The sequence below is a fragment of the Streptomyces aquilus genome (assembly GCF_003955715.1).
Lineage (GTDB): Bacteria > Actinomycetota > Actinomycetes > Streptomycetales > Streptomycetaceae > Streptomyces > Streptomyces aquilus.
On record NZ_CP034463.1, the window covers coordinates 6720458 to 6743939 of the forward strand.

21 protein-coding genes are annotated in these 23482 nt (G+C 70.0%); 10 read left to right on the forward strand and 11 right to left on the reverse strand.

What is annotated here, in order from left to right:
* Positions 1-51 precede the first annotated feature (51 nt).
* Positions 52-540 (reverse strand): DinB family protein, encoded by a 489-nt coding sequence (locus EJC51_RS31105; protein ID WP_126274106.1) that lies wholly within the window; start codon positions 538-540, stop codon positions 52-54.
* 116 nt (positions 541-656) lie between these two features.
* On the opposite strand from EJC51_RS31105, the gene EJC51_RS31110 reads away from it, so the two are divergent.
* From EJC51_RS31110 to EJC51_RS31135, 5 genes are all read left to right on the forward strand, one after another.
* Positions 657-1475, forward strand: coding sequence for a class I SAM-dependent methyltransferase (locus tag EJC51_RS31110; RefSeq protein ID WP_126274107.1), 819 nt, complete (start codon positions 657-659; stop codon positions 1473-1475).
* 848 nt (positions 1476-2323) lie between these two features.
* Positions 2324-3097 carry an isoprenyl transferase gene (locus EJC51_RS31115; protein ID WP_059192585.1) on the forward strand — a complete coding sequence of 258 codons (774 nt, stop codon included), beginning with the start codon at positions 2324-2326 and terminating at the stop codon, positions 3095-3097.
* 315 nt (positions 3098-3412) lie between these two features.
* Positions 3413-4738, forward strand: a complete 1326-nt coding sequence (phoH2, locus tag EJC51_RS31125) for an RNA 5'-3' helicase PhoH2 (RefSeq protein ID WP_126274109.1) — start codon at positions 3413-3415, stop codon at positions 4736-4738.
* A gap of 399 nt (positions 4739-5137) precedes the next feature.
* On the forward strand, positions 5138-5821 hold the full coding sequence (locus EJC51_RS31130) for an aggregation-promoting factor C-terminal-like domain-containing protein (protein ID WP_207924772.1): 684 nt from the start codon (positions 5138-5140) through the stop codon (positions 5819-5821).
* A 161-nt stretch (positions 5822-5982) separates the two neighbouring features.
* Positions 5983-7362 (forward strand): AI-2E family transporter, encoded by a 1380-nt coding sequence (locus tag EJC51_RS31135; RefSeq protein ID WP_126274111.1) that lies wholly within the window; start codon positions 5983-5985, stop codon positions 7360-7362.
* Here EJC51_RS31135 and EJC51_RS31140 read toward each other — a convergent pair.
* Positions 7322-7855 (reverse strand): alkyl hydroperoxide reductase, encoded by a 534-nt coding sequence (locus EJC51_RS31140; RefSeq protein ID WP_126274112.1) that lies wholly within the window; start codon positions 7853-7855, stop codon positions 7322-7324. The genes EJC51_RS31135 and EJC51_RS31140 overlap by 41 nt on opposite strands.
* A 6-nt stretch (positions 7856-7861) precedes the next feature.
* Positions 7862-8416, reverse strand: a complete 555-nt coding sequence (locus tag EJC51_RS31145) for a peroxiredoxin (RefSeq protein ID WP_126274113.1) — start codon at positions 8414-8416, stop codon at positions 7862-7864.
* A gap of 136 nt (positions 8417-8552) precedes the next feature.
* On the opposite strand from EJC51_RS31145, the gene EJC51_RS31150 reads away from it, so the two are divergent.
* The 4 genes from EJC51_RS31150 (at position 8553) to EJC51_RS31165 (ending at position 11494) form a co-directional block, all read left to right on the forward strand.
* Positions 8553-9521, forward strand: a complete 969-nt coding sequence (locus EJC51_RS31150) for a hydrogen peroxide-inducible genes activator (protein ID WP_126274114.1) — start codon at positions 8553-8555, stop codon at positions 9519-9521.
* A 178-nt stretch (positions 9522-9699) separates the two neighbouring features.
* A complete protein-coding gene (locus EJC51_RS31155; protein WP_341870678.1) occupies positions 9700-10623 on the forward strand; it encodes a MarR family transcriptional regulator in 924 nt (307 codons plus the stop codon).
* A gap of 42 nt (positions 10624-10665) precedes the next feature.
* Positions 10666-11061 (forward strand): roadblock/LC7 domain-containing protein, encoded by a 396-nt coding sequence (locus EJC51_RS31160; RefSeq protein WP_207924771.1) that lies wholly within the window; start codon positions 10666-10668, stop codon positions 11059-11061.
* A 4-nt stretch (positions 11062-11065) separates the two neighbouring features.
* Positions 11066-11494 carry a hypothetical protein gene (locus EJC51_RS31165; protein WP_126274116.1) on the forward strand — a complete coding sequence of 143 codons (429 nt, stop codon included), beginning with the start codon at positions 11066-11068 and terminating at the stop codon, positions 11492-11494.
* A gap of 59 nt (positions 11495-11553) precedes the next feature.
* Here the strand turns inward: EJC51_RS31165 and EJC51_RS31170 are convergent, their stop codons facing one another.
* From EJC51_RS31170 to EJC51_RS31190, 5 genes are all read right to left on the reverse strand, one after another.
* Positions 11554-13878, reverse strand: a complete 2325-nt coding sequence (locus tag EJC51_RS31170; protein ID WP_126274117.1) for an ABC transporter permease — start codon at positions 13876-13878, stop codon at positions 11554-11556.
* Positions 13875-14561, reverse strand: coding sequence for an ABC transporter ATP-binding protein (locus EJC51_RS31175; protein WP_126274118.1), 687 nt, complete (start codon positions 14559-14561; stop codon positions 13875-13877). The genes EJC51_RS31170 and EJC51_RS31175 overlap by 4 nt, the downstream gene beginning before the upstream one ends.
* Positions 14558-15082 carry a PadR family transcriptional regulator gene (locus tag EJC51_RS31180; RefSeq protein WP_126274119.1) on the reverse strand — a complete coding sequence of 175 codons (525 nt, stop codon included), beginning with the start codon at positions 15080-15082 and terminating at the stop codon, positions 14558-14560. The genes EJC51_RS31175 and EJC51_RS31180 overlap by 4 nt, the downstream gene beginning before the upstream one ends.
* A gap of 104 nt (positions 15083-15186) precedes the next feature.
* Entirely contained in the window at positions 15187-15465 is a 279-nt protein-coding gene (locus EJC51_RS31185) for a type II toxin-antitoxin system antitoxin (protein WP_399578471.1), read from the reverse strand.
* Positions 15411-16343, reverse strand: a complete 933-nt coding sequence (locus EJC51_RS31190; RefSeq protein ID WP_126274121.1) for an SPFH domain-containing protein — start codon at positions 16341-16343, stop codon at positions 15411-15413. The genes EJC51_RS31185 and EJC51_RS31190 overlap by 55 nt, the downstream gene beginning before the upstream one ends.
* A 248-nt stretch (positions 16344-16591) precedes the next feature.
* Here EJC51_RS31190 and EJC51_RS31195 point away from each other — a divergent pair, with 248 nt between their 5' ends.
* Positions 16592-18898: a transglycosylase domain-containing protein gene (locus tag EJC51_RS31195; RefSeq protein WP_126274122.1), complete on the forward strand. Its 2307-nt coding sequence runs from the start codon at positions 16592-16594 to the stop codon at positions 18896-18898.
* A gap of 54 nt (positions 18899-18952) precedes the next feature.
* On the opposite strand, the gene EJC51_RS31200 is transcribed toward EJC51_RS31195, so the two are convergent.
* The 3 genes from EJC51_RS31200 to EJC51_RS31210 form a co-directional block, all read right to left on the reverse strand.
* Positions 18953-21010, reverse strand: a complete 2058-nt coding sequence (locus EJC51_RS31200; protein WP_126274123.1) for a SpoIIE family protein phosphatase — start codon at positions 21008-21010, stop codon at positions 18953-18955.
* 292 nt (positions 21011-21302) lie between these two features.
* A complete protein-coding gene (fomD, locus tag EJC51_RS31205; protein ID WP_126274124.1) occupies positions 21303-21995 on the reverse strand; it encodes a cytidylyl-2-hydroxypropylphosphonate hydrolase in 693 nt (230 codons plus the stop codon).
* A 73-nt stretch (positions 21996-22068) separates the two neighbouring features.
* Positions 22069-23454, reverse strand: a complete 1386-nt coding sequence (locus EJC51_RS31210; RefSeq protein ID WP_126274125.1) for a class II fumarate hydratase — start codon at positions 23452-23454, stop codon at positions 22069-22071.
* Positions 23455-23482 lie beyond the last annotated feature (28 nt).

Genomic DNA, 23482 nt, shown 5'->3' on the forward strand with positions numbered 1-23482 from the left:
GGCGCCGAGGCCCTACGCCCCGCCAGCCGTCAGCCGGCACCCGCCAGGCCCTCACCCCCGCGGATGATCCCCCGTAGCCCCGTCGATCAACTCCCGCACCACATCCATATGCCCCGCATGCCGAGCCGTCTCCTCGATCATGTGGACCAGGACCCAGCGCAGCGACACTTCGTGGTCACGCCACGACGGGCGGCCCAGCCCCTCCAGGGGCACCCGCGTGATCACCGCATCCGACGCCGCTCTCGCGCGGCCGTAGAACTCCACGATCTGCGCCGTCGTCTCGCCCTGGTCGGCCCGCATGTCCTCCTCCTTGTACGGGTCGAACCAGAACTCCTCGACCTCGCCGCCGAAGGTCTCCGCGAACCAGCCGTACTCCACCGACGCCAGATGCTTGACCAGGCCCAGCAGACTTGTCCCCGACGGGGTCATCGGGCGGCGCAGCTGCTCGTCGTCCAGGCCCTCCAGCTTCCACAGCACCGCGTCCCGATGCCGGTCCAAGCTCGCCCGCAGCGTCTCCTTCTCGCCGCCGCGGTACGGCATGCCGGCCCCCATGTCCCCCGTGACCTCAGCATTCGTCGCATTCGCTGCATTCGCTGCATTCGTCATGCCGGAAAATTAGCAGCGCCCACTGACAATGCTCTGCGACGATCAACGGCATGCCCGACACCCATCGAACCCCCGCCCCCGCTCACCGCGGCACCTTCGATGACCTCGTCGCCGAAGGCGCCGCCGTCCCCACCGCCGGCTGGGACTTCTCCTGGTTCGAGGGACGGGCCACCGAGGCGCGGCCCTCGTGGGGGTACGCCACCGCCATGGCCGCCCGGCTCGCCGGTGCGACCGCCGCCCTCGACATCCAGACCGGGGGAGGAGAGGTGCTCGACTTCGCCCTCGCCCATGTCGAGCCGAAGGCCCCCGTCCTCGCCGTCGCCACCGAGGGCTGGCCGCCGAACGTCGCCAAGGCCACCGCCCTGCTCCGCCCCCGCGGGGTCGCCGTCGTCGCCGCGCCCGAGGACGCGCCGCTGCCGTTCGCGGACGAGGCCTTCGACCTGGTCACCAGCCGGCACCCGGTGAGCCCTGACTGGCCGGAGATCGCGCGCGTACTGCGGCCCGGCGGGACCTATTTCGCCCAACACGTGGGCGCCCGCAGCGCGGTAGAGCTCGTCGACCACTTCCTCGGACCTCGTCCGGACGAACAGAGCGGCGCCGCCCGCCTCCCGGAGCGGGAACGCGCGGGCGCCGAGGCCGCCGGTCTCGAGATCGTCGACCTGCGCTCCGAACGGCTCCGGATGGAGTTCTACGACATCGCCGCCGTCGTCCACTTCCTGCGCAAGGTGGTGTGGATGGTCCCCGACTTCACCGTCGAGAAGTACGAGCCCCAACTCCGGTCCCTGCACGAGCGCATCGAGGCCGAGGGGCCCTTCGTCGCCCACAGCACCCGCCACCTCTTCGACGCCCGCAAGCCCCACCCCGCCTGACGCCGAGCGCCGAGCGCCGAACGCCGAGCGCCGAGGGCCATGCGCCGAGCGCCGAGGGCCATGCGCGGTCGCCTCCGGACGCAGAAGTGGCCAAGAACCGTCGGTCGAGTCGCGTACGACCCAGTCCCACTGGATCGCAAATCGGGCAATCAGTGCATCGAGCTCTCATTCCCCCTTCGCTTCCACGGGATTCACGAGGTTTCCACATCGTTATCACCGTCAGCTCGCTTCTTACCTTCGTCTCACGTAAGTTCAGACCAAGGTAATTCGCGTGAGCAAAGCTACGCGGGATGGCACCGCGCGGCGGAGGGGGCTGCGCGGTGCCCTGCCTTGCAGCTCGTGGCGTTGATCGGGCGCGTCAAGGCGGTGCGCGGGGGTCGGGTCACCCGCGTGGGGGATGCGAAGAGGGTGTGGCGGCGTGGCGCGGGAAACGTCCTGGAGCCTCTGGATCTCGCCGCTCCTCACACGTTTGCCCTGGGAATCCGCTGTGTTCCGGCCATGAGTCCGCCGTGAATGGGGTGTTTCGCGGCCAGCGGGCCGTTGCCGCATGACTCCGGAGAGTAGTTGTGGCACGCCGATGCACGCAGCATCACTTACGAAGGGTTATGGTGGAAACCCCCCCTCGGGCCGGTCCGTCTCCCCCCCACGGACCGGCCCGTTTTTCATGCCCCGGCTTCCCCGCTGCGAGGCCCCCGACTTCCCCGCTGCGAGCCCCCCGCATCCCCGCTGCGCGCCCCTCCCACCCCCTGGCTCGCGCCCGCATTCGACCCACGCTCAAGCCTTCCTCCGCCACCCCGGTAGGCTTCCGCGCGCGGGGACCGTATCTGTACGGAGGGGCTGACAATCACGTGAACCTGCGCGACAAGCTGCGCGGCCTGCTGGTCAGGCTCTACGCACGCCGGGTGGAAGGCCACCTGGACCACGCTCAGGTGCCCAAGCACATCGGCGTCATCATGGACGGCAATCGCCGCTGGGCGAAGGCCTCCGGCTCCAGTACCGTGCACGGCCACCGGGCGGGCGCCGAGAAGATCGAGGAGTTCCTCGGCTGGTGCTCCGAGACGGACGTCGAAGTGGTCACGCTGTGGCTGCTGTCGACGGACAACTTCGACCGGGCGCAGGAGGAACTCGGGCCGCTGCTCGGCATCATCGAGGACGTCGTCCGCACGCTCGCGGCCGACGGACGCTGGCGGGTGCACCACGTCGGGACCCCCGACCTGCTGCCCTCCCCGATGCAGACGGCCCTGAAGGAAGCCGAGGAGGCCACGGCCCACGTCGACGGGATACTCGTCAACGTCGCCATCGGCTACGGCGGCCGCCAGGAGATCGTCGACGCGATGCGCTCGATGATGCTGGACGCCGCCGACAAGGGCACCTCGCTGGAGGAACTCGCCGAGTCCGTCACCATCGACGCGATCGGCCGCCACCTCTACACCGGCGACCAGCCCGACCCCGACCTCGTCATCCGCACCAGCGGCGAACAGCGGCTGTCCGGATTCATGCTGTGGCAGACGGCCCACTCCGAGTACTACTTCTGTGAGGTCTTCTGGCCGGCCTTCCGCAAGGTCGACTTCTTGCGCGCCCTGCGCGACTACGCGGCGCGACACCGGCGTTACGGCGGCTGAGCGCAAACCGCGTCGTCTACCCCGTTTGGGGCGTATGTAACAAGGAGTTCACCAGGGCGCCGTCGTTTGCGTCGGCATGGCACCGCATGTTCGAGGGCATAAGCCAGACAGGTCGATGCCCGAACCACGGGTGTCGGATCTCAGCGGGCGGCACGGGGCCGTCCGCCCGGGAGGCCCTTTGCACCAGCCCGATCGTGCGGTGACCGCACGGACGAACAGGCGGAGGGCCGGTTCCCGGCCCGTGCAGACGGGCCGTCGACCGGTCCAGCTCCACTCCGTCGCTCCCCGACCTCATCCGAGGGGGTACGTCCTTCCGTGGTGACCAGCACAAAGCGCCGTCTGCCTGACCGGCGCACCTATGTTCTCGACACCAGCGTCCTGCTGGCCGACCCGAACGCCCTGAACCGCTTCGACGAGCACGAGGTCGTGCTCCCCATCGTCGTGGTGACGGAGTTGGAGGCCAAGCGGCACCATCCCGAACTCGGCTACTTCGCCCGGCAGGCCCTGCGCCTGCTCGACGAGTTCCGGGTCAGGCACGGTCGCCTCGACGCCCCCATCCCGATCGGGGAACTCGGCGGCACCGTCCGTGTCGAGCTCAACCACTCGGACCCCAGCGTTCTGCCTAGCGGCTACCGCCTGGGGGACAACGACTCCCGTATCCTCGCGGTCGCCCGCAATCTGCAGGCCGAGGGGTTCGACGTCACCGTCGTGTCGAAGGACCTTCCGCTCAGGATCAAGGCGTCCTCGGTCGGTCTCCTCGCCGAGGAGTACCGCGCCGAACTCGCCATCACGGACGCCTCCGGCTGGACCGGAATGTCCGAACTGACCCTGCCGGGCGACCAGGTGGACATCCTCTTCGAGGAAGGGCACGTGTATGTGCCCGAGGCCGCCGAGCTGCCGGTGCACACGGGGCTGACCCTGCACTCCGAGCGCGGCAAGGCGCTCGGCCGGGTCACCGCCGAGGGCAACATCCGGCTGGTGCGCGGCGACCGGGAGGCGTTCGGCATCAAGGGGCGCAGCGCGGAGCAGCGGATCGCGCTGGACCTGCTCCTCGACCCGGACGTCGGCATCGTCTCGATGGGCGGCCGGGCCGGCACCGGCAAGTCGGCGCTCGCGCTGTGCGCGGGCCTGGAGGCGGTGTTGGAGCGCCGCCAGCACCAGAAGGTCATGGTCTTCCGTCCGCTGTACGCGGTCGGCGGGCAGGAACTCGGCTATCTGCCGGGTTCCGAGGCCGAGAAGATGAGCCCCTGGGCGCAGGCGGTCTTCGACACGCTGTCCGCGGTCACCAGCCGCGAGGTCATCGAGGAGGTCACCGCGCGCGGGATGCTCGAAGTCCTGCCGCTCACCCACATCCGCGGCCGCTCGCTGCACGACGCGTTCGTGATCGTGGACGAGGCCCAGTCGCTGGAACGGAACGTGCTTCTCACCGTTCTGTCCCGGATCGGCGCCAACTCACGGGTGGTTCTCACCCATGACGTGGCCCAGCGGGACAACCTGCGGGTGGGGCGGTACGACGGTGTCGTCGCCGTCGTGGAGAAGCTGAAGGGACACCCCCTCTTCGCCCACGTCACGCTGACGCGGTCCGAGAGGTCCCAGATTGCCGCCCTTGTGACCGAAATGCTGGAGGACGGCCAAATCTGAGGTAGTACCCGCCAGTTGGCGCCGTCCGAAAAGGCCTAGAGCCTAGTCGGGCGGCGCCTTCGCATGTTGCGGTTTCTCAAAATCCCTGGGGTCAAACGAGATGTGAGCTTTCACACGCAACTCAGAATTGCCACCCGGCGTCCGGTTACGGCAGAGTCTCACTCCTGTCAGGCCCCGCATACGACACACCTGTACCGCCAGCGGTACGGCACCACAGCAACACCAGCTTCAACTCCATAGTCGACGTCGTATGCCGCCCGAGCACCACGCGGCGCCTCCCGCACGGGAGTTGCCCACCGGGCCCGTACCTCCCGTGACCCAGCAGTGGGGAGGTCAGCGTCAGGGGCAAGATTGCGTCCGCCAGGGTCACCGAAGCGGACGACGCTGGAAGGAAACCGTGTGAGTCCGATTTCGGTCCGGGGATTCGCAGTGGCCTCTGCCACCGCGGTCACCGCTGTCGGAAGCGTCGTAGGCGTTGCCTCGGGCAGCACCGCGCAGACGAACGACGCCGAGGCGACAGCAGCCGAGACGACGCTCCTCGCGGACATACCCGCGGGCCAGCAGGCCCAGGTGCAGACCGCGTCGCTGACGCAGCAGGCCAACGTCCAGGCCATTCAGGCGGACGCGAGCGCCAAGAAGGATGCCGAGGAATCGGCCCGCAAGGCTGCTGCCAAGTCGGCGATCGAGAAGAAGGAAGCCGCCGAGAAGGCGGCGAAGGAAGCCAAGGAGCGCGCCGAGGCCAAGACGGCCGCGTCCCGGTCCGCGTCCAGCTTCCCGGTGCAGAGCTCCTACTCGGTCGCGCAGATCCAGGCGATGGCGCGCCAGATGGTGCCGAGCGGCCAGTTCCAGTGCTTCAGCAACATCGTGGACCACGAGTCCAGCTGGAACTACCGGGCTGTCAACGCCTCTTCGGGCGCCTACGGTCTCTTCCAGGCGCTGCCGGGTTCCAAGATGTCGTCGGTCGGCGCCGACTGGCAGACCAACCCGGCCACCCAGATCAAGTGGGGCCTCAACTACATGGACAGCCGCTACGGCAGCCCGTGCGAGGCATGGTCCTTCTGGCAGGCCAACCACTGGTACTAGGCCGGCCACACGGGTACCGGACCGTACCCTGCTCAACCTTTCCGAGCCCCTCACCGTCCTTTCGGTGAGGGGCTTCGGCCTTGTCCCGCCCCTGCATGTACGGTCGGAGCCGACGACTCCAGGGGGGAGTGGTGGGGAGAAGCGGGGGAAGAGGACGGATCATGTCGCGAGTGCCACGGTGGCTCGGTCGGGTGGGTGCCGGACTGAGCGAGATGGGTGAGCGGTTGGACGAGCGCCGCGCGGAGGTCGAGCGCGAGGAGGCCGAGGCCGACGCGCCGCCGTCGCCACCCCAGGATGTGCCGGAGGACCGCCCCCGGCCCCTCGCCGAGCACGTGACCGTCGTACCGCAGCGCCCGGACCCCGCGCAGGCCGTGCCCTGGGGCGTGCGGGTCGCCGCCGAGGCCGGCTGGCGGCTGCTGGTCCTCGCGGGCACCGTCTGGGTGCTGATGCGGGTCATCAGCGCCGTCCAACTCGTCGTCCTCGCCTTCACGGTGGCCCTGCTCATCACGGCGCTGCTCCAGCCGACCGTGGCCCGGCTGAAGAGGTACGGGGTGCCGCGCGGGCTGGCCACCGCGCTCACCGCGATCTTCGGCTTCGTCGTCCTCGGGCTGCTCGGCTGGTTCGTGACCTGGCAGGTCATGGAGAACATCGACGATCTCTCCGACCAGATCCAGAACGGCATCGACGATCTGCGCGACTGGCTGCTGAAGAGCCCCTTCCACGTCACCGAGAAGCAGATCAACCAGATCTCCAAGAACCTCGCGGACGCGGTCGGCGCCAACACCGACCAGATCACGTCCGCGGGCCTGGAGGGCGTCCAGGTCGTCGTCGAGGCGCTGACCGGCATCCTGCTGACGTTCTTCTCCACCCTGTTCCTGCTGTACGACGGCCGGCGCATCTGGGAGTGGACGCTGAAGCTGGTGCCGGCGGCGGCCCGGCCGGGCGTCGCGGGCGCGGGTCCGCGGGCCTGGCGCACGCTGACGGCCTATGTGCGCGGGACCGTGATAGTCGCCCTGATCGACGCCATCTTCATCGGCCTCGGCATCTACTTCCTGGGTGTCCCGATGGCCGTGCCGCTGGCGGTCTTCATCTTCCTGTTCGCGTTCATCCCGCTGGTCGGCGCGGTGGTGTCCGGGGCGCTGGCGGTGGTGGTCGCGCTGGTGACGCAGGGCGTGTTCACGGCGGTCATGGCCCTGGCGGTCGTGCTCGCGGTGCAGCAGATCGAGGGCCACATCCTCCAGCCGTTCATCCTGGGCCGCGCGGTGCGGGTGCACCCGCTGGCGGTGGTGCTGTCGGTCGCGGCGGGCGGCATGGTGGCCGGGATCGGCGGCGCGGTCGTCGCGGTGCCGCTGGTCGCGGTGACCAACACGGTGGTCGGCTATCTGCGGGCGTACGCACGCGAGACGGCGGCGCCGCCGTCACCGCCCGCCCCCGCGGTGGCCGAGAACGCGGAAGGTCCGGGGGCGGCGCCCCCGGACCCGGGTGAAGGGGAAGCGGCCGCTACTCGGCCAGAACCGCCTCAGCCTCCAGCGTCACACTGACCGCCTGGACCACCGACGCGATCTTGAACGCGTCCTGGACGACCTCGCGCTCCAGGCCCGCCTTGCGCAGGACCTGCTCGTGGGAGTCCAGGCACATGCCGCAGCCGTTGATCGCGGACACCGCGAAGGACCACAGTTCGAAGTCGACCTTGTCGACGCCCGGGTTGCCGATGACGTTCATCCGCAGACCGGCGCGCAGGTTGCCGTACTCGTGGTCGGAGAGCAGGTGGCGGGTGCGGTAGAAGACGTTGTTCATCGCCATCACCGCGGCCGCCGCCTTCGCCGCCTGGTACGCCTCGGACGACAGGTTCGCCTCGGCCTCCGGCGCCAGCTCGCGCAGCACGATCGGGGAGCGCGAGGCGATCGCGGTCGCCAGCACCGTGCCCCACAGCTGCTGGGCCGGGAGGTCCGAATTGCCGATGACCGAGCCGAGGTTGAGCTTCAGGTCCTTGGCGTAGTCCGGTATGCGGGACTTGAGGGAGTCGAGGGACATCTCAGGTCACTCCCCGGCGAGCAGCTTGGCCGCGTCCAGGGTCTCGTCGCCCTTGGTCCAGTTGCACGGGCAGAGCTCGTCCGTCTGGAGCGCGTCGAGGACCCGCAGGACCTCCTTGGGGTTACGGCCGACCGAGCCCGCGGTCACCATGGAGAACTGGATCTCGTTGTTCTGGTCCACGATGAAGACCGCGCGCTTGGCGAAGCCGTCCTCGCCCTCGATGCCCAGGTCGCGCATCAGCTCGCGCTTGGTGTCGGCCAGCATCGGGAAGGGCAGGTCGCGCAGGTCGTCGTGGTCCTTGCGCCAGGCGTGGTGGACGTACTCGGAGTCGCCGGAGAAGCCGAGGATCTGGGCGTCGCGGTCGGCGAACTCCTCGTTCAGCTTGCCGAAGGCGGCGATCTCCGTCGGGCACACGAACGTGAAGTCGGCGGGCCATGCGAACACGATCTTCCACTTGCCCTCGTAGGACTTGTGGCTGATCGTCTCGAACTCCTTGCCCTTCTCCAGCGAGACGCAGGCGGTCAGTTCGAACGCGGGGAACTTGTCACCGACAGTGAGCACAAACTCTCCTTGCAGCGAGGAAAGCGCCCTCTTGTGAAGGGCCTTTCCCGTGGGTTGGACGGGAGTGATGGTTCCACAAGGAGCATTGATTGCGGAAATCGCTACACTTGGGCGTGTTGATCGAGAGGAGCTATCAGTGACCGTGAGTAGCGTCGGGGCCAAGAGGCGCCAGCCCAGCCTCGCCCAGCTACGGGCCTTCGCCGCCGTCGCCGAGCACCTCCACTTCCGGGACGCCGCCGCCGCGATCGGCATGAGCCAACCCGCCCTGTCCGGTGCCGTGTCGGCGCTGGAGGAGACCCTCGGGGTCACGCTGCTGGAGCGCACCACCCGCAAGGTGCTGCTCTCACCCGCCGGCGAGCGGCTCGCCGTACGGGCCAAGGCGGTGCTGGAGGAGGTCGGGGCGCTCATGGAGGAGGCCGAGGCCGTACGCGCCCCCTTCACCGGCGTGCTGCGCCTCGGTGTCATCCCCACCGTCGCGCCGTATCTCCTGCCCACCGTCCTGAAGCTCGTCCACGACCGCTATCCGCACCTCGACCTCCAGGTGCACGAGGAGCAGACCACCAGCCTGATCGAAGGCCTCACCACCGGCCGCCTCGACCTGCTGCTGCTCGCCGTCCCGCTCGGGGTGCCCGGGGTCGTCGAACTCCCGCTCTTCGACGAGGACTTCGTGCTCGTCACCCCCCTCGGGCATCCGCTCGGCGGACGCGAGGGCATCCCGCGCGAGGCGCTGAAGGAGCTCAACCTGCTCCTCCTCGACGAGGGGCACTGCCTGCGCGACCAGGCTCTCGACATCTGCCGCGAGGCCGGACGCGCCGACGCCCCCGTCACCACCACGGCCGCCGGACTCGCCACCCTGGTCCAACTCGTCGCCGGCGGCCTCGGGGTGACCCTGCTGCCGCGGACCGCGGTCCGGGTCGAGACCTCCCGCAGCGACCGGCTCCTGACCGCCTCCTTCGCCGAACCCGCCCCGGCCCGCCGGGTCGCCCTCGCCATGCGCACCGGCGCGGCCCGCGGCGCGGAGTACCGCGAACTGTCCGGCGCCCTGCGGGAAGCGCTGCGCCCGCTGCCCGTCCGGGTGCTCGATCGACCGGAGAATCTCGCCTGAGAATCGTTCAAATGACCGCCGAACAAAGCGAATTGTGCGGCGCCGAACTTCAAATTCCGTCAGGTGGCGGCAGGTAGGAATACTCCCTCCGACATATGCCCTACGGCTGATACACCTACCCCCCTCAGTGCTACGCGCCAGGCGTATGTACGAAATGCCAGGGGGAGTGATGGCGGGCATGCGGTACTCCCTCGACCGCGTCGGCTACGACCTTCTGGCGCACGCCCTGCACCGGTGCGGGCGCGAGGAGTTCAGCGGACAGCTGCGGGTGGCGGGGGCGCCCGGCGGCACCCTTCATCTGCGGGCCGGGCTGGTCGTGGGCGCCGAGAGCCCCGGGGCACCCGGCCCGGAGACGCTCCTGCTGCGCTCGGGACGGGTCAGCGGCGAGCAATGGGCCGAGGTGGTACGGGAGTCGGGCGGGGAGCGCTGGCCCGCTACCGGGCTGGTCGCCCGCGGCCACGCCGGAGCCGCCCAGCTCAGGGTCGTCTGTGTGATGGCGCTGTACGACGCGGTCTTCGCGATCGTCGCCGGGCGGGTGCACGGCTGTGAACGCGTCGCCGAGGCCGAGCCGTTCGCCACCGTCGCCGTCGGCGAGACCTGCGTACGGCTGCTCCAGGACGCCACCCGCCGGCTCGCCGCCCTCGCGACCCTGCCGCACCCGCTGCGCCCCGACCGTGAGCGCCCGAACCCCGTCCCCGGTGTGGACCACGGCCCGCTCACCCCCCTGCAACGCGCCCTGCTCGACCAGGCAGACGGCCGCAGCACCGCCCGTGACCTGGCCTTCCGCACCGGACGCGGGGTCTACACGGTGACCGTGGAGGTGGCCCGCATGCTCGCCGACGGGCTCCTGGAGTGCCCGGAGGCACCCGTCCCCATCCCGGTCCGCCCGCCTCCCGACGGCCAGGGTGTCCGGCAGCGGAAACCGGAGCCGGCCGCATCGCGAACGGCCGCGCCGCCCGTCAGCGCCGTACCGCCCGCCGTGCCCGACGAACTGCCTCGCAGACGTCCCGGCGCCAGCGGTATCGCCGAAGCACTTGCCCCGGAAAGGACCGGAGCGAGCTGGAAAGGGTTCTTCCGCCTGCGAAACGGAGCCCCGAAATGAAGAAGCCGACCAGATGTGAACAGAAATAGGGGAGTTGATTGCATGGATCGCGAAGCACTGGCTCTGGAAATGCGGGGACTGCGGGAACAGGTGACCGGTATCACCGACACCGCGGTCGCGGCCGCCGACGGGCTGCTCATCGCGGCCGACACCGCCGACTCGATCGACCCGGAGGGCCTCGCCGCCCTCGCCGCGGCCGGTCTCGGCCTCGCGCGCCGCACCGTCGGCGCCACCGCCCGCGGCACCCTGCGCCGCACGGTGACCTACGGCAGCCACGGCTGTGCCGCCTTCTACGCCGTCGGCGACACCGCGCTCATGGTCGTGATCGGTGACGAGGGCATGGACGTCGACAGGCTGCACCGGGCCACTCAACCGGCCCTGGACCGTATCGACACGATCCTGAGCGCGCCCGCCGAGAAGGCGGCGGAAGGAGTCTGAAGGGATGGCGACGAAGCGTATGACCCCCGGTTTCTCCGACCAGGTGATGGGCCTGGTCAAATCCCTCCGCACCGACGCCCCGGACTGTGTGGCGGCGGGCGTGGTCGACATGTCCACAGGCATGCTGCTGTCGTACGAGACCGTCGACAACCACCCGCCCGAGGTCCTGGACCTGCTGGCGGGCGCGACCCTCGACCTCTTCCAGGGCCGCACGGTCGTGATGATCGAGGACGTCTTCAAGGAGCGGCGCGGGGTCAGCAGTGACAACCACTTCTTCCAGGAGATCCTCGTCAACAGCGAGAACCTCACCCACCTGTTCGTGCGGCTGAGCGAGCAGCAGGACGTGGTGGCCGTGGTGGTGTGCCGTAAGTCGGTGAATGTGGGCATGCTGTTCGCCCAGGTCAGGCGGGTGGTGCGGGAGTACAGCCTGTGACGTACGGCCGCTGAACGCGCGAAAGGGGCCCTCCCGGTCGGAAGGGCCCCTGGCCTCGCTCACTCCGTGCGCAGACCGTCCGGCCGCATCAGCCGCAGCAGCGGCGGCAGGCTGAGCAGGGTGACGGCGAGGACGACCGCGGCGCCCGCGCCCGTCATCTGGAGCACGCTCGCCCAGTCCACGGACACCGGGGTGTCCGTCATCTTCAGCAGGACCACACCCAGCGTCAGCCCCACCGCCGCGGCCAGCACCAGCCCGAGGCCGATCGGGATCGCCGTCTGCCACAGCACCGACAGGCTCAGCGTGGAGCGCCGGGTGCCGAAGGCGATCAGCGACGACAGCAGCTTCTTGCGTTCGCGCAGCTGCTCCAGCTGGGAGACCAGCAGGCTCGCGCCGATCAGCAGCAGCACGCAGGTGGCGCCGACGAACAGGCCGCCGCGGATGGCGGCGTAGTTCTTGTCGCGCAGGCTGGAGACGAACTGGATGGGCTCGTTGTACGGGTCGATGGTCGCCCCTGTGTTGCGGACGTACTCCAGGGCGTCGGGCACGGCGTTGTCGAGCCCCAGATACAGCTCGCCGGTGAGCAGCCGGTCGGCTCCGGCGGGCAGCGCCGAGGGTGTCATCAGCAGGCCCGCGCGGCCGGTCCGGTCCGCATCCGTGGTGCCCTGAACGGTCTTGAGGCCGGCCGGGACGGTCCAGGGCACCGACTTCGTCGTCTTGTCGTCGTCGGAGTCGTCGAACCAGAGCTTGCTGCCGCTCTTGACGATCTTCTTCGTGTCGTAGGCGTAGTCGCCGGGCCGCAGGACGAACACGTCGCCGTCCCGGCAGGAGGGCAGCTTCGCCACCTTGCGCAGGGACGCGCAGGTGCCGACGGACACCGGGGCGAAGTTCTGCGGGTCGGTGCGGCTGTTGCCGAGGTACCCCTCGGAGAGGTCGTAGACGTACTCGACGCCCCGGGTCGCGGCGAACTTCTCCTTGGCCGCGGCCACCGGGCTTCCGGAGGGCACGTCCACAGCCATCTGCATGCCGGTGACCTTCTCCGTCTTCCGCTCCGTGTACTGGCCGTCGACCCCCGCGAACAGCATCTGGAGGGCGATCGCGCCGGCCACCGCCACCGCGATGCCGTTCACCATGCGGGCCGCCGTACCGCTGCTCAACTGGAGTCTGCGTACCGCCAGTTGCCAGGCCACCGGGCCCGCGCCGAGCCGGGCCACCACGGCCTCGACGGCCCACGGCAGCAGCGCGGTGACACCGACCAGCAGCAGCATGACGCCGCCGATGGTGAGGTACTGGTTGAAGTTCCCGCTCTCGCGCCCCTGGCCGATCATCGGGTAGAGCATCGCGAGCCCGCCCACCGGCAGCAGCAGCCGCCACCACAGCCGGCGGCGCGAGGGCTTCGCCGTACGCACCACACCGAGCGGCTCGATGACGACCCCGCGCAGCGCGAACTGGGTGACCAGTACGGCGGCCGCGGGCACCGCGACGGCGACCAGCAGGGCCAACAGCGGGGAGGGGTTGAGATAGCTCGGGAAGAAGCTGTAGTCGAACACCTCGACGGAGCCCGCGATCTGACGTCCGATCAGGAAGAACCCGGCCCCCAGGACCAGGCCGACCAGGGCCCCGGCCATCGCCTCGCCCGCCGCGACCCGCCGGGTCATCCGGGCGTCGGAGCCCACCAGCCGGAGCGCCGCGAGCCGCCGGTCGCGGCGCTCGCCGCCGAACCGCACGGCCGCCGCGATGAAGACGGCGACGGGTGTCAGCAGCACCGCGAAGACGACCAGGATCAGCAGGATCAGCACCGGGTCCAGGGGATCCGAGGGCTGCTGCGGGGCGCCGAACCGCTTGATGCGGTCCACGCTGCCGCCGTCGATCTTCGGTGCGAGGTTCTCGGCGCCACGGTAGAAGGCGAGTTCGGCCGAGCCGATCAGCCCGCTCTCCCCGATGGTTCCGACGATCCGCTCCGGCAGCCGCTGCCGCAGCAGCTTCCCGTCGTCGGATTCCAGGAGCTTCTTCAGCGCCGGCGAGACCACCATCTCGCCGGGCGCCGGGAAGGCCGAAACGCCCGGCGGCAGCGGTGCCTTGGGCCCCTCGGGCTCCAACTCTCGGCCGCGCACGTTCTTGTCGTGGTAGGTCGTCGTGATGGCCCCGACGACGAGGGTGTCGTCCGCCTTCTTCAGCCGGGTCGCGCTGTACGTCATGTCGGAGCGCGCCGTCTCCCGCGCGTCGCGCGTCGCCATGGCGTTCGGGATCGCGGTCGTCAGCAGCAGCAGCGCCACCCCGAGCCCCACCCCGACGGCCGTCAGCAGGACCCGCACCCAGCCTTCGCGTCCCCCCGCGAACGCGAATCGGACCCCCATCGCGAGGTCCCGCCCCCACTGCCTCATACGGCCCGCTCCATGTCCCGGGACTTGCCGTCGCGTACGACGATCTCGCGATCCGAGTAGGCGGCCACCCGAGCCTCGTGCGTGACGAGGACGACGGCGGCGTTGGTGGACCGGGCGGCGTCGGTGAGCAGGTCCATCACCCGTTCGCCGTTGAGCGAGTCGAGCGCGCCGGTCGGCTCGTCGGCGAACAGTACGCGCGGGCTGGTCACCAACGCCCGGGCGACGGCGACGCGCTGGCCCTGACCGCCGGAGACCTCGCCGGGCCGCTTCTTCCGGAGGTCGTCGACCTCCAGGCGCTCCATCCACGTCAGAGCGGTCTTCTCGGCCTCCTTGCGGGAGCTGCCGTTCAGCCGCAGCGGCAGCGCGACGTTCTCCACGCAGGTCAACTCGGGGACGAGCTGGCCGAACTGGAAGACGAAACCGAACTCCGAGCGCCGCAGGGCGCTGCGCTGGGCGTCGTTCATCGTCGCCATCTCGTGCCCGTTGTACAGGATCGAGCCCGAGTCGGGCGTCACGATCCCGGCGAGACAGTGCAGCAGCGTCGACTTGCCGGACCCGGAGGGGCCCATCACGGCGACGACCTCACCGGGGTGGATGGAGAACTCGGCGCCGTCGAGCGCCACGGTCGGGCCGTACGTCTTGCGCAGGCCGTCGGCCACGAGCAGGGAACCGGCAGGAGTCACTGGGCCACCACCTGGGCGAGTTTGTCGAGGCGCGCGGCGGTCAGCTCCAGCCAGCGCAGATCGGCTTCGAGATGGAACAGGGCGTGGTCGCAGATGAGCTGATCCGCGAGGTCTCCCCGCCGCTTGCGGTCGGTGAGGATCCGCATCATCCGCAGATGCTCCGAGCGCTGGGAGTCGAGGATGTCGGCCGCGTCCCGGTGCGTGAGCAGGGCGAGGACGACCTTGGTGTAGAGCGTCGACTGCAGATACGGCTCGGGCTTCTCGGGCGTGGCGAGCCACCGCTGTACGTCGGTGATGCCGGCCTCGGTGATCGCGTACCGCTTGCGCTCGGGCCCGCCGCCGGGCTCGATGCCGTCGACCTCGACGAGGCCGTTCTTCAGCAGCCGCGACATCGTCGAGTAGACCTGGCCGTAGTGCAGCGGCCGGTCGTGACCGAACTTCTCGTCGAAGGCCCGCTTCAGGTCGTAGCCGTGGCGGGGCCCGGACTCCAGGAGTCCCAGGAGGGTGTGACCGATGGACATGGGAGGACTGTACACACGGCGTATACCCGGTGTGTATACGCGGAGTGTGTAGAGGGCTGCGGGAAGCGTGAAGGCACAGGTGAGAGCCGATTGTCACGGTTCTGCTACTGCGTCGGCGGTCGCCCCCGGCGGGGGATCGGCTTGGCCTCGCCCGGCAGCCGGCCGGCGTCCGCGAGGGCCTTGCGCAGCAGGAACTCGATCTGCGCGTTCGCCGACCTGAGCTCGTCCCCGGCCCACCGGGCCAGCGCCTCGTACACCGACGGGTCCAGCCGCAGCAGCACCTGCTTGCGCTGCTGCGGCCGCCGTGCCTTCGGCGTGGACTCGTCCGTCACTGGTACAGGGTGCCGGTGTTGAGGACGGGCTGGGCCGCGCGGTCCCCGCACAGCACCACCATCAGGTTGGAGACCATGGCCGCCTTCCGTTCGTCGTCCAGCTCGACGATGTCCTGCTCGCTGATCCGGGCGAGCGCCGCCTCCACCATGCCCACCGCGCCGTCCACGATCTGCCGCCGCGCCGCGACGATCGCGCCGGCCTGCTGCCGCTGGAGCATCGCCGAGGCGATCTCGGGAGCGTACGCGAGATGCGTGAAGCGGGACTCGATGATCTCCACACCGGCCGCCTCCACGCGCGCGTGCAGTTCGAGGGCGAGCTTCTCGGTGATCTCCTCGGCGTTGCCGCGCAGCGAGAGACCGCCCTCCTCGTGGGCGTCGTAGGGGTACTCGATGGCGATGTGCCGCACGGCCGCCTCGGTCTGCGTCGACACGAACTCGATGTAGTCGTCGACCTCGAAGGTGGCCTGCGCGGTGTCCTCGACCCGCCACACCACGACCGCGGCGAGCTCGATCGGGTTGCCGTAGGCGTCGTTGACCTTCAGGACCGCCGTCTCGTGGTTGCGGACCCGGGTGGAGATCTTGGTGCGCGAGGTGAAGGGGTTCACCCAGCGCAGGCCGTCCTGCCGGATCGTCCCCCGGTAGCGCCCGAAGAGCTGCACGACCCGCGCCTCGCCCGGCGCCACCGTGTTCAGCCCGCACATGGCGAGGAAGGCGGCGAGACCGACCAGGATGCCGCCGACGATGAGCGCCGCCTTCCCGCCGGTCGCCGACACCGCCGTAGCGCCCGCAATCATTCCGGCACCGGCGAACAGCCCCAGCAGGCCGAGGAGCAGGGCGAGTCCGCCGCCGATGCTGTGCGCGGCGAACTCCCGCACGCGCGGGGCGGGCATCTCGGGTACGTCGGCAGTGGTGGCGTCGTGTGTGGTCATGGGTTCCCCCGGTTCTTCTGCTGTCTAGCGTTGGTCTATCTAATTGATATCACTTTTTCCGGCGAGAGCAACCCTTTGCGCGCTTCGCACGTCGGTTCCATGGGGGCGGGTGCTGATTGTCACGTCCGCAAAAGACCGGATCGGCAGCCCTTTGTCGTATCTCCCGATGTTAGTTTTCTGAGCTGACCTGAGCGGCGAACCTGTGTGACCGACGTGCACACATGAACGAAGCGGAGCGGAACGGACCCATGGGACGAGCGGAAGAAAGACGAGCGCGGCAGCGCGGCGGTCGACGCGCCGCGCCCAAGCGCCGTTCGTCGCGGCCGGCCGCAAGCGGCAGCGTCGGCACCCGTGGCGCGGCTGCGGGCGCCGAGAAGAGCCTCATACGCAGGCTGTTCACCTGGAAGAAGATCCTGGGTACGTTCCTCGGCTTCTGCCTGCTCGGCATCGGCGCCTTCATCGTGCTGTACATGATGGTGGAGGTTCCCGAGGGGAACGCCGACGCCAAGCTCCAGAGCAACACCATCAAGTACAGCAACGGCGACGTCCTGGTCCGGGACGGCAAGGTGAACCGCGAGAACGTGGAGCTCGCCAAGATCCCCAAGAAGGTGCAGCTCACCTTCGTCGCCGCCGAGAACAAGAGCTTCTACCAGGACTCCGGCGTCGACCTGAAGGGCACCGCCCGCGGTCTGCTCAACACGCTGTCCGGCAAGGGCAAGCAGGGTGGTTCGACGATCACCCAGCAGTACGTCAAGAACTACTACCTGACCCCGGACCAGACGATCACCCGCAAGCTCAGGGAGCTGGTGATCTCGCTCAAGGTGGACCGTCAGAAGTCCAAGGACGAGATCCTCGAGGGCTACATCAACACCAGCTACTACGGCCGCGGCGCCAGCGGCATCCAGGCCGCCGCGCAGGCGTACTACCGTGTCGACGCCGACCAGCTCAGCGTCGAGCAGGGCGCGTATCTCGCCGCGCTGCTCCAGGCGCCCAGCCAGTACGACTGGGCGGTCGCCTCGGACTACGGCAAGAAGCTGGTCAAGGCACGCTGGAACTACGTCCTCGACAACATGGTCGAGGAGGGCTGGCTGGACGCCGGCGAGCGCGCGGACATGCAGTTCCCGGTTCCGAAGAAGCAGCGGGCCGAGGCCGGGCTCAAGGGGCAGAAGGGCTACTTCGTCAAGCTCGCCAAGCAGCAGCTCGTCGCGCAGCTCATGAAGCAGGACGGTCTCAGCGAGGACGAGGCGCAGGCGCAGTACGACAAGGGTGGCTGGACCATCACCCTGAACATCGACAAGAAGAAGCAGGCCCAGCTGGAGAAGGCGGTCAACACCCAGCTGACCGAGAAGCTCGACCCGAAGAAGCGCGAGGTCGACAAGAACATCCAGGCCGGCGCCGTCTCCGTCGACCCCAAGACGGGGAAGATCGTCGCGCTCTACGGCGGCGTGGACTACATCAAGCACGACTACAACAACGCCAACCGCGAGGACTACCAGCCCGCGTCGACGTTCAAGCCGGTCATCCTGGCCGCCGCCCTGGAGGAGCGCGCCAAGACCCAGGACGGCAAGGAGATCGGCGCGAGCACGGTCTACGACGGCACGAGCAAGCGGCCCGTGAAGGGCAGCGACATCGCCTTCGCCCCGGAGAACGAGGACGACACCGACTACGGCGACGTCACCGTCCAGACGGCGATGAACAAGTCCATCAACTCCGTCTTCGCGCAGATGGGCGTCGACGTCGGCATGGACAAGGTCCTGGACACCGCCGACAAGCTCGGCATGGACACCGGCGACCTGAAGGCGCTGCCCGCCTACACCCTCGGCACCATGGGCGCGAGCCCGATCCAGATGGCCAGCGTCTACGCCACCCTCGACAACCACGGCAAGAAGGTCACCCCGACCATCATCAAGTCGGCCGAGCGCAACGGCAGCAAGGTCGAGATGCCGGACCCGATCGGCGAGCAGGTCATCAGCCGCGAGACCGCGGACACGGTGACCTCGGTGCTGACCGGCGTGGTCGACGACGGTACGGCCAAGACGTCCGTCCGCGACAACCCGCTGCGCGACGGCCAGGAGGTCGCGGGCAAGACGGGTACGTCCGACGACAACAAGTCGGCCTGGTTCACCGGCTACACCCCCGACCTGGTCACCTCGGTGGGCCTGTTCGGTGAGAACCACGGCAAGCCGGGACAGGCCAAGATGTACGGCGCCGGCGGCTTCGACCGCGTCAACGGCGGTGGCTTCCCGGCGCAGATCTGGGCCGCGTACATGTTCGGCGTGACGTCCACGTCCGCCGAGTTCGACCTGGACACCGACCAGGGCGCGGCGGTCGAGCCGTCCTGGACGCCGTCGCCCACCCAGTCGGCGACGCAGACGCCGACCGAGGAGCCGACCACGCAGGAGCCGACGACGGAGCCCCCGACGCAGACTCCTACGCAGACGCCCACCCAGACCCCGACCCAGACGCCCACCCAGACCCCGACCCAGACGCCGACGACGAGGCCGCCGACGGACGGCCTCCCGGAGGACCCGGTGGACCCGGGGGACGGACAGTAAGCACAGAGGGCGCCCGGTGGAAACCGGGCGCCCTCTCTCCGTGTCCTACCGGCCCTAGCCGCCCCGGTTCAGCTCGAACCAGACGACCTTCCCGGTGCTCAGCCGGGTCGCCCCCCACCGCCGTGCCAGCCGGTTGACGAGATACAGGCCGCGGCCGCCCTCGTCCGTGGCCCGCGCCTGGCGCAGCCGGGGCAGCTGGGGCACGTCGTCGCCCACTTCGCAGCGCAGCACATCGGTCCGCAGCAGCCGCAGCGTCACCGGTCGCGAGGTGTAGCGCACCGCGTTGGTGACGACCTCGCTGACGAGCAGCTCCACCGAGTCGCTCATCTCCTCGAGGCCCCAGCGCGACAGGGCCCGTCGGGCCAGTCGCCGGGCACGGCCGGGCGCCGCGTCCTCCGGCTCCAGGAACCAGTACGCCACGTCGCTGGGCGCGATCCCGTCGAAGCGGGCGGCGAGCAGCGCGATGTCGTCGTCCCGGTCGCCGGGGCCGAGCATGTCGAGCACCTCGTCGCAGAGGGCCTCCAGCGGCGGCGGATGGTCGGGGCCGGTCAGCTGGGCGGTCGCGGCGAGCTTCTCGCGCAGCTGCTCTATGCCGGTCCACACGTCCCGCAGCCGGGACTCGACGAGCCCGTCCGTGTAGAGGAGCAGGGTCGCTCCGGCCGGGGCGTCCAGCTCCACGGCCTCGAAGTCGACGCCGCCGACACCGATCGGCGCGCCCGGGGGCACCCGCAGCACCTCGGCCCGCCCACCGAGGTGGAGCAGGACCGGCGGCGGATGCCCGGCGTTGGCGATGGTGATCCGGTGCGAGACCGGGTCGTAGACGGCGTACAGACACGTCGCCATCCGGTCCGTGCCGAGCCGTTGCGCCTGTTCGTCGAGGTGGTGCAGCACCTCCTGCGGGGGCAGGTCGAGCCCGGCCAGCGTCTGCGCGGTGGTCCGCAGCTGGCCCATGATCGCGGCCGAGGTCATGGAGTGACCCATCACGTCACCGACGACCAGCGCGACGCGGCTGCCCGGCAGCGGGATGGCGTCGTACCAGTCGCCGCCCACGCGCGCGGTCTCGGCGGCCGGCAGATAGCGCGAGGCCAGTCGGACGCCGGTGGGGCGCGGGAGGGTCTCCGGCAGCATCGTGCGCTGGAGTTCGTCGGCGATGTAGGCCTCACGGCCGTACAGCACCGCCTTGTCGATGCCCAGCGCGCTGTGCGTGGCGAGCTGGGCGGCGACCAGGAGGTCGTCCGGCTCGAACGCGATGCGGTCCGGGCGGCGCAGGAACAGCGCGGCGCCGATCACCCGGCGCCGGCCGCGCAGCGGGGCGAGGATCGCCCGCTGACCGGCGGGCACGCTCAACTCGCCGCCCTCGCCGAGCAGTTCCGGCAGCGCGGCGCGGGCCGCCGGAGAGTCCGTGAAGACCGGACGTACGCCCCGCAGCACCTCGGCGAGCGCACCCCCCGTCCGCACCTCGCACAGCTCGGCGGTGACGGCCGACAGCTCGGTCAGCTCCGTCGGCTCCGGCTGGAGCGCCGGCGAGACGAAACCGCCCTCGGTGTCCCGCTCCTCCGGGATGCGGTCCGTGCGGCGCAGCCGCAGCACCAGCGGGCCGGTGGGACGCTCGTCGCCGACCGGCAGCGGGTCGCGCAGATAAACCAGGATCGCGTCGGAGAACGTCGGCACGGTCGCCCGGCACAGCCCCATCACGATCTCGTCGAGGTCGATGCCGCGGGCGATCCGCCGGGTCGCCGCGCCCACGAAGCGCAGCCGGTCCCCGTCCCGTCGCATCGGCGTGGGCCGGCCGGGCGGCAGGCCCTGTCCGGTACGCCGCTCACTGGACGCGGAGTCGCCCCCGGTCTGGGCGGGGATCACGTCGGGCAGCTCGGACACGGGCCTCGGTCGGTGGGTGTCGGGCTCGGCGGCGACCGTGGGCTGGGAGTGCTCGGGGTCGCTGCCGGGCGGCGGTGTGGTCATGTCGGATCCGGGAGCAGGTGTCTCGCCGGCGCGGGCTTGTACCGGTAAGGCGTTGTGCGGGGGCGTGGAGGCACGCAGGAGCGCCCCGCGGGGGTCCGCGGGGTCGGCGCCCGTCTGGGGGCGCTCGAAGGAGGTGGGCTGCTCCGTCACGCGTGTCGATTCCGTCCGTTGGGGGCTGCGCGCCGCGCGTGCAGTTCGTCCCGCAGAAATGCCGATACCCGGATTACCTGCCTCAGGAACGGAATTCCCGCGTGGTCAGAGGCAGTTCCTGTGCCACGGCCGGACCGTCCGACCGCGTCCGTGTTGCCCTCGTACCCCTCGATCACGTCCTGCCGCCCCTCGGTGACGAATGGTCAAGCTCAGTGCGCGCTCCGGTAGTTGCCGCCGCGCGCTCTTGCGGAGGACGATCCTACGTTTGTTGCCCGGGGGCGCATCAAGGGTCTCATGAGGACACGTGCGCGGGCGTACGGTCCCAGTCTTCCGGGAGCAACGGTACGGCCCAGGACGGATCCGGGCGCCAGTGCTGCCAGCCGTCCGCGTACGGCCGGCCCCAGGCGTGGATCACCTCCACCGCCGAGCGGCCCGCCGCCAGCACCTGTTCGGCCTGTCCGGCGTCCATCAGGCCGTCGCGCTGGGCCTGCGCGAACTCGTCCTCGTCGCGCCAGTGCCAACTGCGGTCCGGGTGCACGGAGATGTCGAGGAAGTGGTCCTCGGAGTCGACCCCGCCGTCCCAACGCGTCAGCGGCGTCTCCAGATTCACGTACCAGTTCTTGAACTGCCAGCCCGGCTCCCAGAACAGCCACACCGACCAGGGCTCGCCGGGCCGCGCCAGCTTCAGCACGCCCGTGCCGAACCAGCGGTCGCGCTGGACGGCACGGGGCTTGGTGTACCGGGTCTCCAGCGGTTCCGCGTGCACGGGCGTGCCGTCGGCGAGCACTGGCTTCACGCACTCGGTCCCCGGTGCCATCCACACGGCGAGCAGCTCGGGGTCGTCCCGCACGACGGTCACGGGGCGTGCGATGTGGAAGCGGCGGCCGCCGTTCTCCCGGTAGCGCCACAGGATCTGACTCCCGGGCTCCCAGAAGGACGCCGCCGTACCCGCTTCCGCCGCTCTCACCGCTCCACCCTCTGCCATGCACAGATATTAGGTGCCATGGGCATACGACGCTGCGGCACGCGTCACGGTTCTCCGGGGGTGGCGAGTGTTGTTACGGATGCGTCATCCGCAGGACATCCAGCGCCTCGTCGAGCTGTTCGAGGGTGAGATTCCCCCGCTCCACATACCCGCCCTCCAGGACGACTTGACGAATGGTCTTGCGCTCCGCGAGCGCCTTCTTGGCGACCTTGGCGGCCTCCTCGTACCCGATGTACTTGTTGAGCGGGGTGACGACGGAGGGTGACGACTCGGCGTACTCGCGCGCGCGTTCGCGGTGCGCGACGATCCCGTCGACGGTCCGGTCGGCGAGCAGCCGGGAGACGTTGGCGAGCAGCCTGATGGACTCGAGCACGTTCTTCGCGATGACCGGCAGCATCACGTTGAGCTCGAAGTTCCCGGCGGCGCCGGCCGTGGCCACGGTGGCGTCGTTGCCGACGACCTGGGCGGAGACCATCAGCACGGCCTCCGGGATGACGGGGTTGACCTTCCCCGGCATGATCGAGGAGCCGGGCTGAAGGTCGGGGAGCGAGATCTCGGCGAGCCCGGTCCGCGGCCCCGAGGCCATCCACCGCAGATCATTGGCGATCTTCGTCAGCCCGACCGCGATGGTCCGCAGCTGCCCACTGGTCTCGACGATCCCGTCCCGCGCGCCCTGCGCCTCGAAGTGGTCGCGGGCCTCGGTCAGCGGCAGCCCGGTGACGTGGGCGACCTCCTCGATGACGGCGGCGGAGAAGCCGGGCGGCGTGTTGATGCCGGTCCCGACGGCGGTCCCGCCCAGCGGCAGCTCGGCGAGCCGGGGAAGGGACGCGTAGAGCCGCTCCACGCCGTACCGCACCTGGGCGGCGTACCCGCCGAACTCCTGCCCCAGGGTCACGGGCGTCGCGTCCATGAGGTGGGTCCGCCCGGACTTCACGACGTCGGCGAACTCCTCGGCCTTGCGTCCGAGGGAGCTGGCGAGATGATCCAGGGCCGGGATGAGATCACGGGTGACGGCGGCGGTGGCGGCGATGTGGATGGAGGACGGGAAGACGTCGTTGGAGGACTGCGAGGCGTTGACATGGTCGTTGGGATGCACGTCCCGGCCCAGCCGCTCGGTGGCGAGGGTGGCGATGACCTCGTTGGTGTTCATGTTGGACGAGGTGCCGGACCCGGTCTGGAACACGTCGATGGGGAAATGCTCGTCCCAGTCCCCGCGGGCGACCTCCTCGGCCGCCTCCTGAACGGCCTCGGCGACATCCTTGTCGAGCACCCCGAGCCGCGCGTTCACCTTCGCGGCGGCCCCCTTGATCCGCGCGAGCGCCTCGATGTGCGCCCGCTCGATCCGCTGCCCGGAGATGGGGAAGTTCTCGACGGCCCGCTGCGTCTGCGCCCGCCACTTGGCGTCGACGGGGACACGGACCTCGCCCATGGAGTCGTGCTCGATGCGGTATTCGCTCATGCCGGGTACAGCGGTCCAGGAGCCGGGG

Bases quoted from the DNA above. Each gene is read 5' to 3' on its own strand.
- EJC51_RS31105 (WP_126274106.1), bottom strand. From the start codon at position 540: ATGCCGTACCGCGGCGGCGAGAAGGAGACGCTGCGGGCGAGCTTGGAC.
- EJC51_RS31110 (WP_126274107.1), top strand. From the start codon at position 657: ATGCCCGACACCCATCGAACCCCCGCCCCCGCTCACCGCGGCACCTTC.
- EJC51_RS31135 (WP_126274111.1), top strand. From the start codon at position 5,983: ATGTCGCGAGTGCCACGGTGGCTCGGTCGGGTGGGTGCCGGACTGAGC.
- EJC51_RS31140 (WP_126274112.1), bottom strand. From the start codon at position 7,855: ATGTCCCTCGACTCCCTCAAGTCCCGCATACCGGACTACGCCAAGGAC.
- EJC51_RS31155 (WP_341870678.1), top strand. From the start codon at position 9,700: ATGCGGTACTCCCTCGACCGCGTCGGCTACGACCTTCTGGCGCACGCC.
- EJC51_RS31160 (WP_207924771.1), top strand. From the start codon at position 10,666: ATGGATCGCGAAGCACTGGCTCTGGAAATGCGGGGACTGCGGGAACAG.
- EJC51_RS31165 (WP_126274116.1), top strand. From the start codon at position 11,066: ATGGCGACGAAGCGTATGACCCCCGGTTTCTCCGACCAGGTGATGGGC.
- EJC51_RS31170 (WP_126274117.1), bottom strand. From the start codon at position 13,878: ATGAGGCAGTGGGGGCGGGACCTCGCGATGGGGGTCCGATTCGCGTTC.
- EJC51_RS31180 (WP_126274119.1), bottom strand. From the start codon at position 15,082: ATGTCCATCGGTCACACCCTCCTGGGACTCCTGGAGTCCGGGCCCCGC.
- EJC51_RS31190 (WP_126274121.1), bottom strand. From the start codon at position 16,343: ATGACCACACACGACGCCACCACTGCCGACGTACCCGAGATGCCCGCC.
- EJC51_RS31195 (WP_126274122.1), top strand. From the start codon at position 16,592: ATGGGACGAGCGGAAGAAAGACGAGCGCGGCAGCGCGGCGGTCGACGC.
- fomD (WP_126274124.1), bottom strand. From the start codon at position 21,995: ATGGCAGAGGGTGGAGCGGTGAGAGCGGCGGAAGCGGGTACGGCGGCG.
- EJC51_RS31210 (WP_126274125.1), bottom strand. From the start codon at position 23,454: ATGAGCGAATACCGCATCGAGCACGACTCCATGGGCGAGGTCCGTGTC.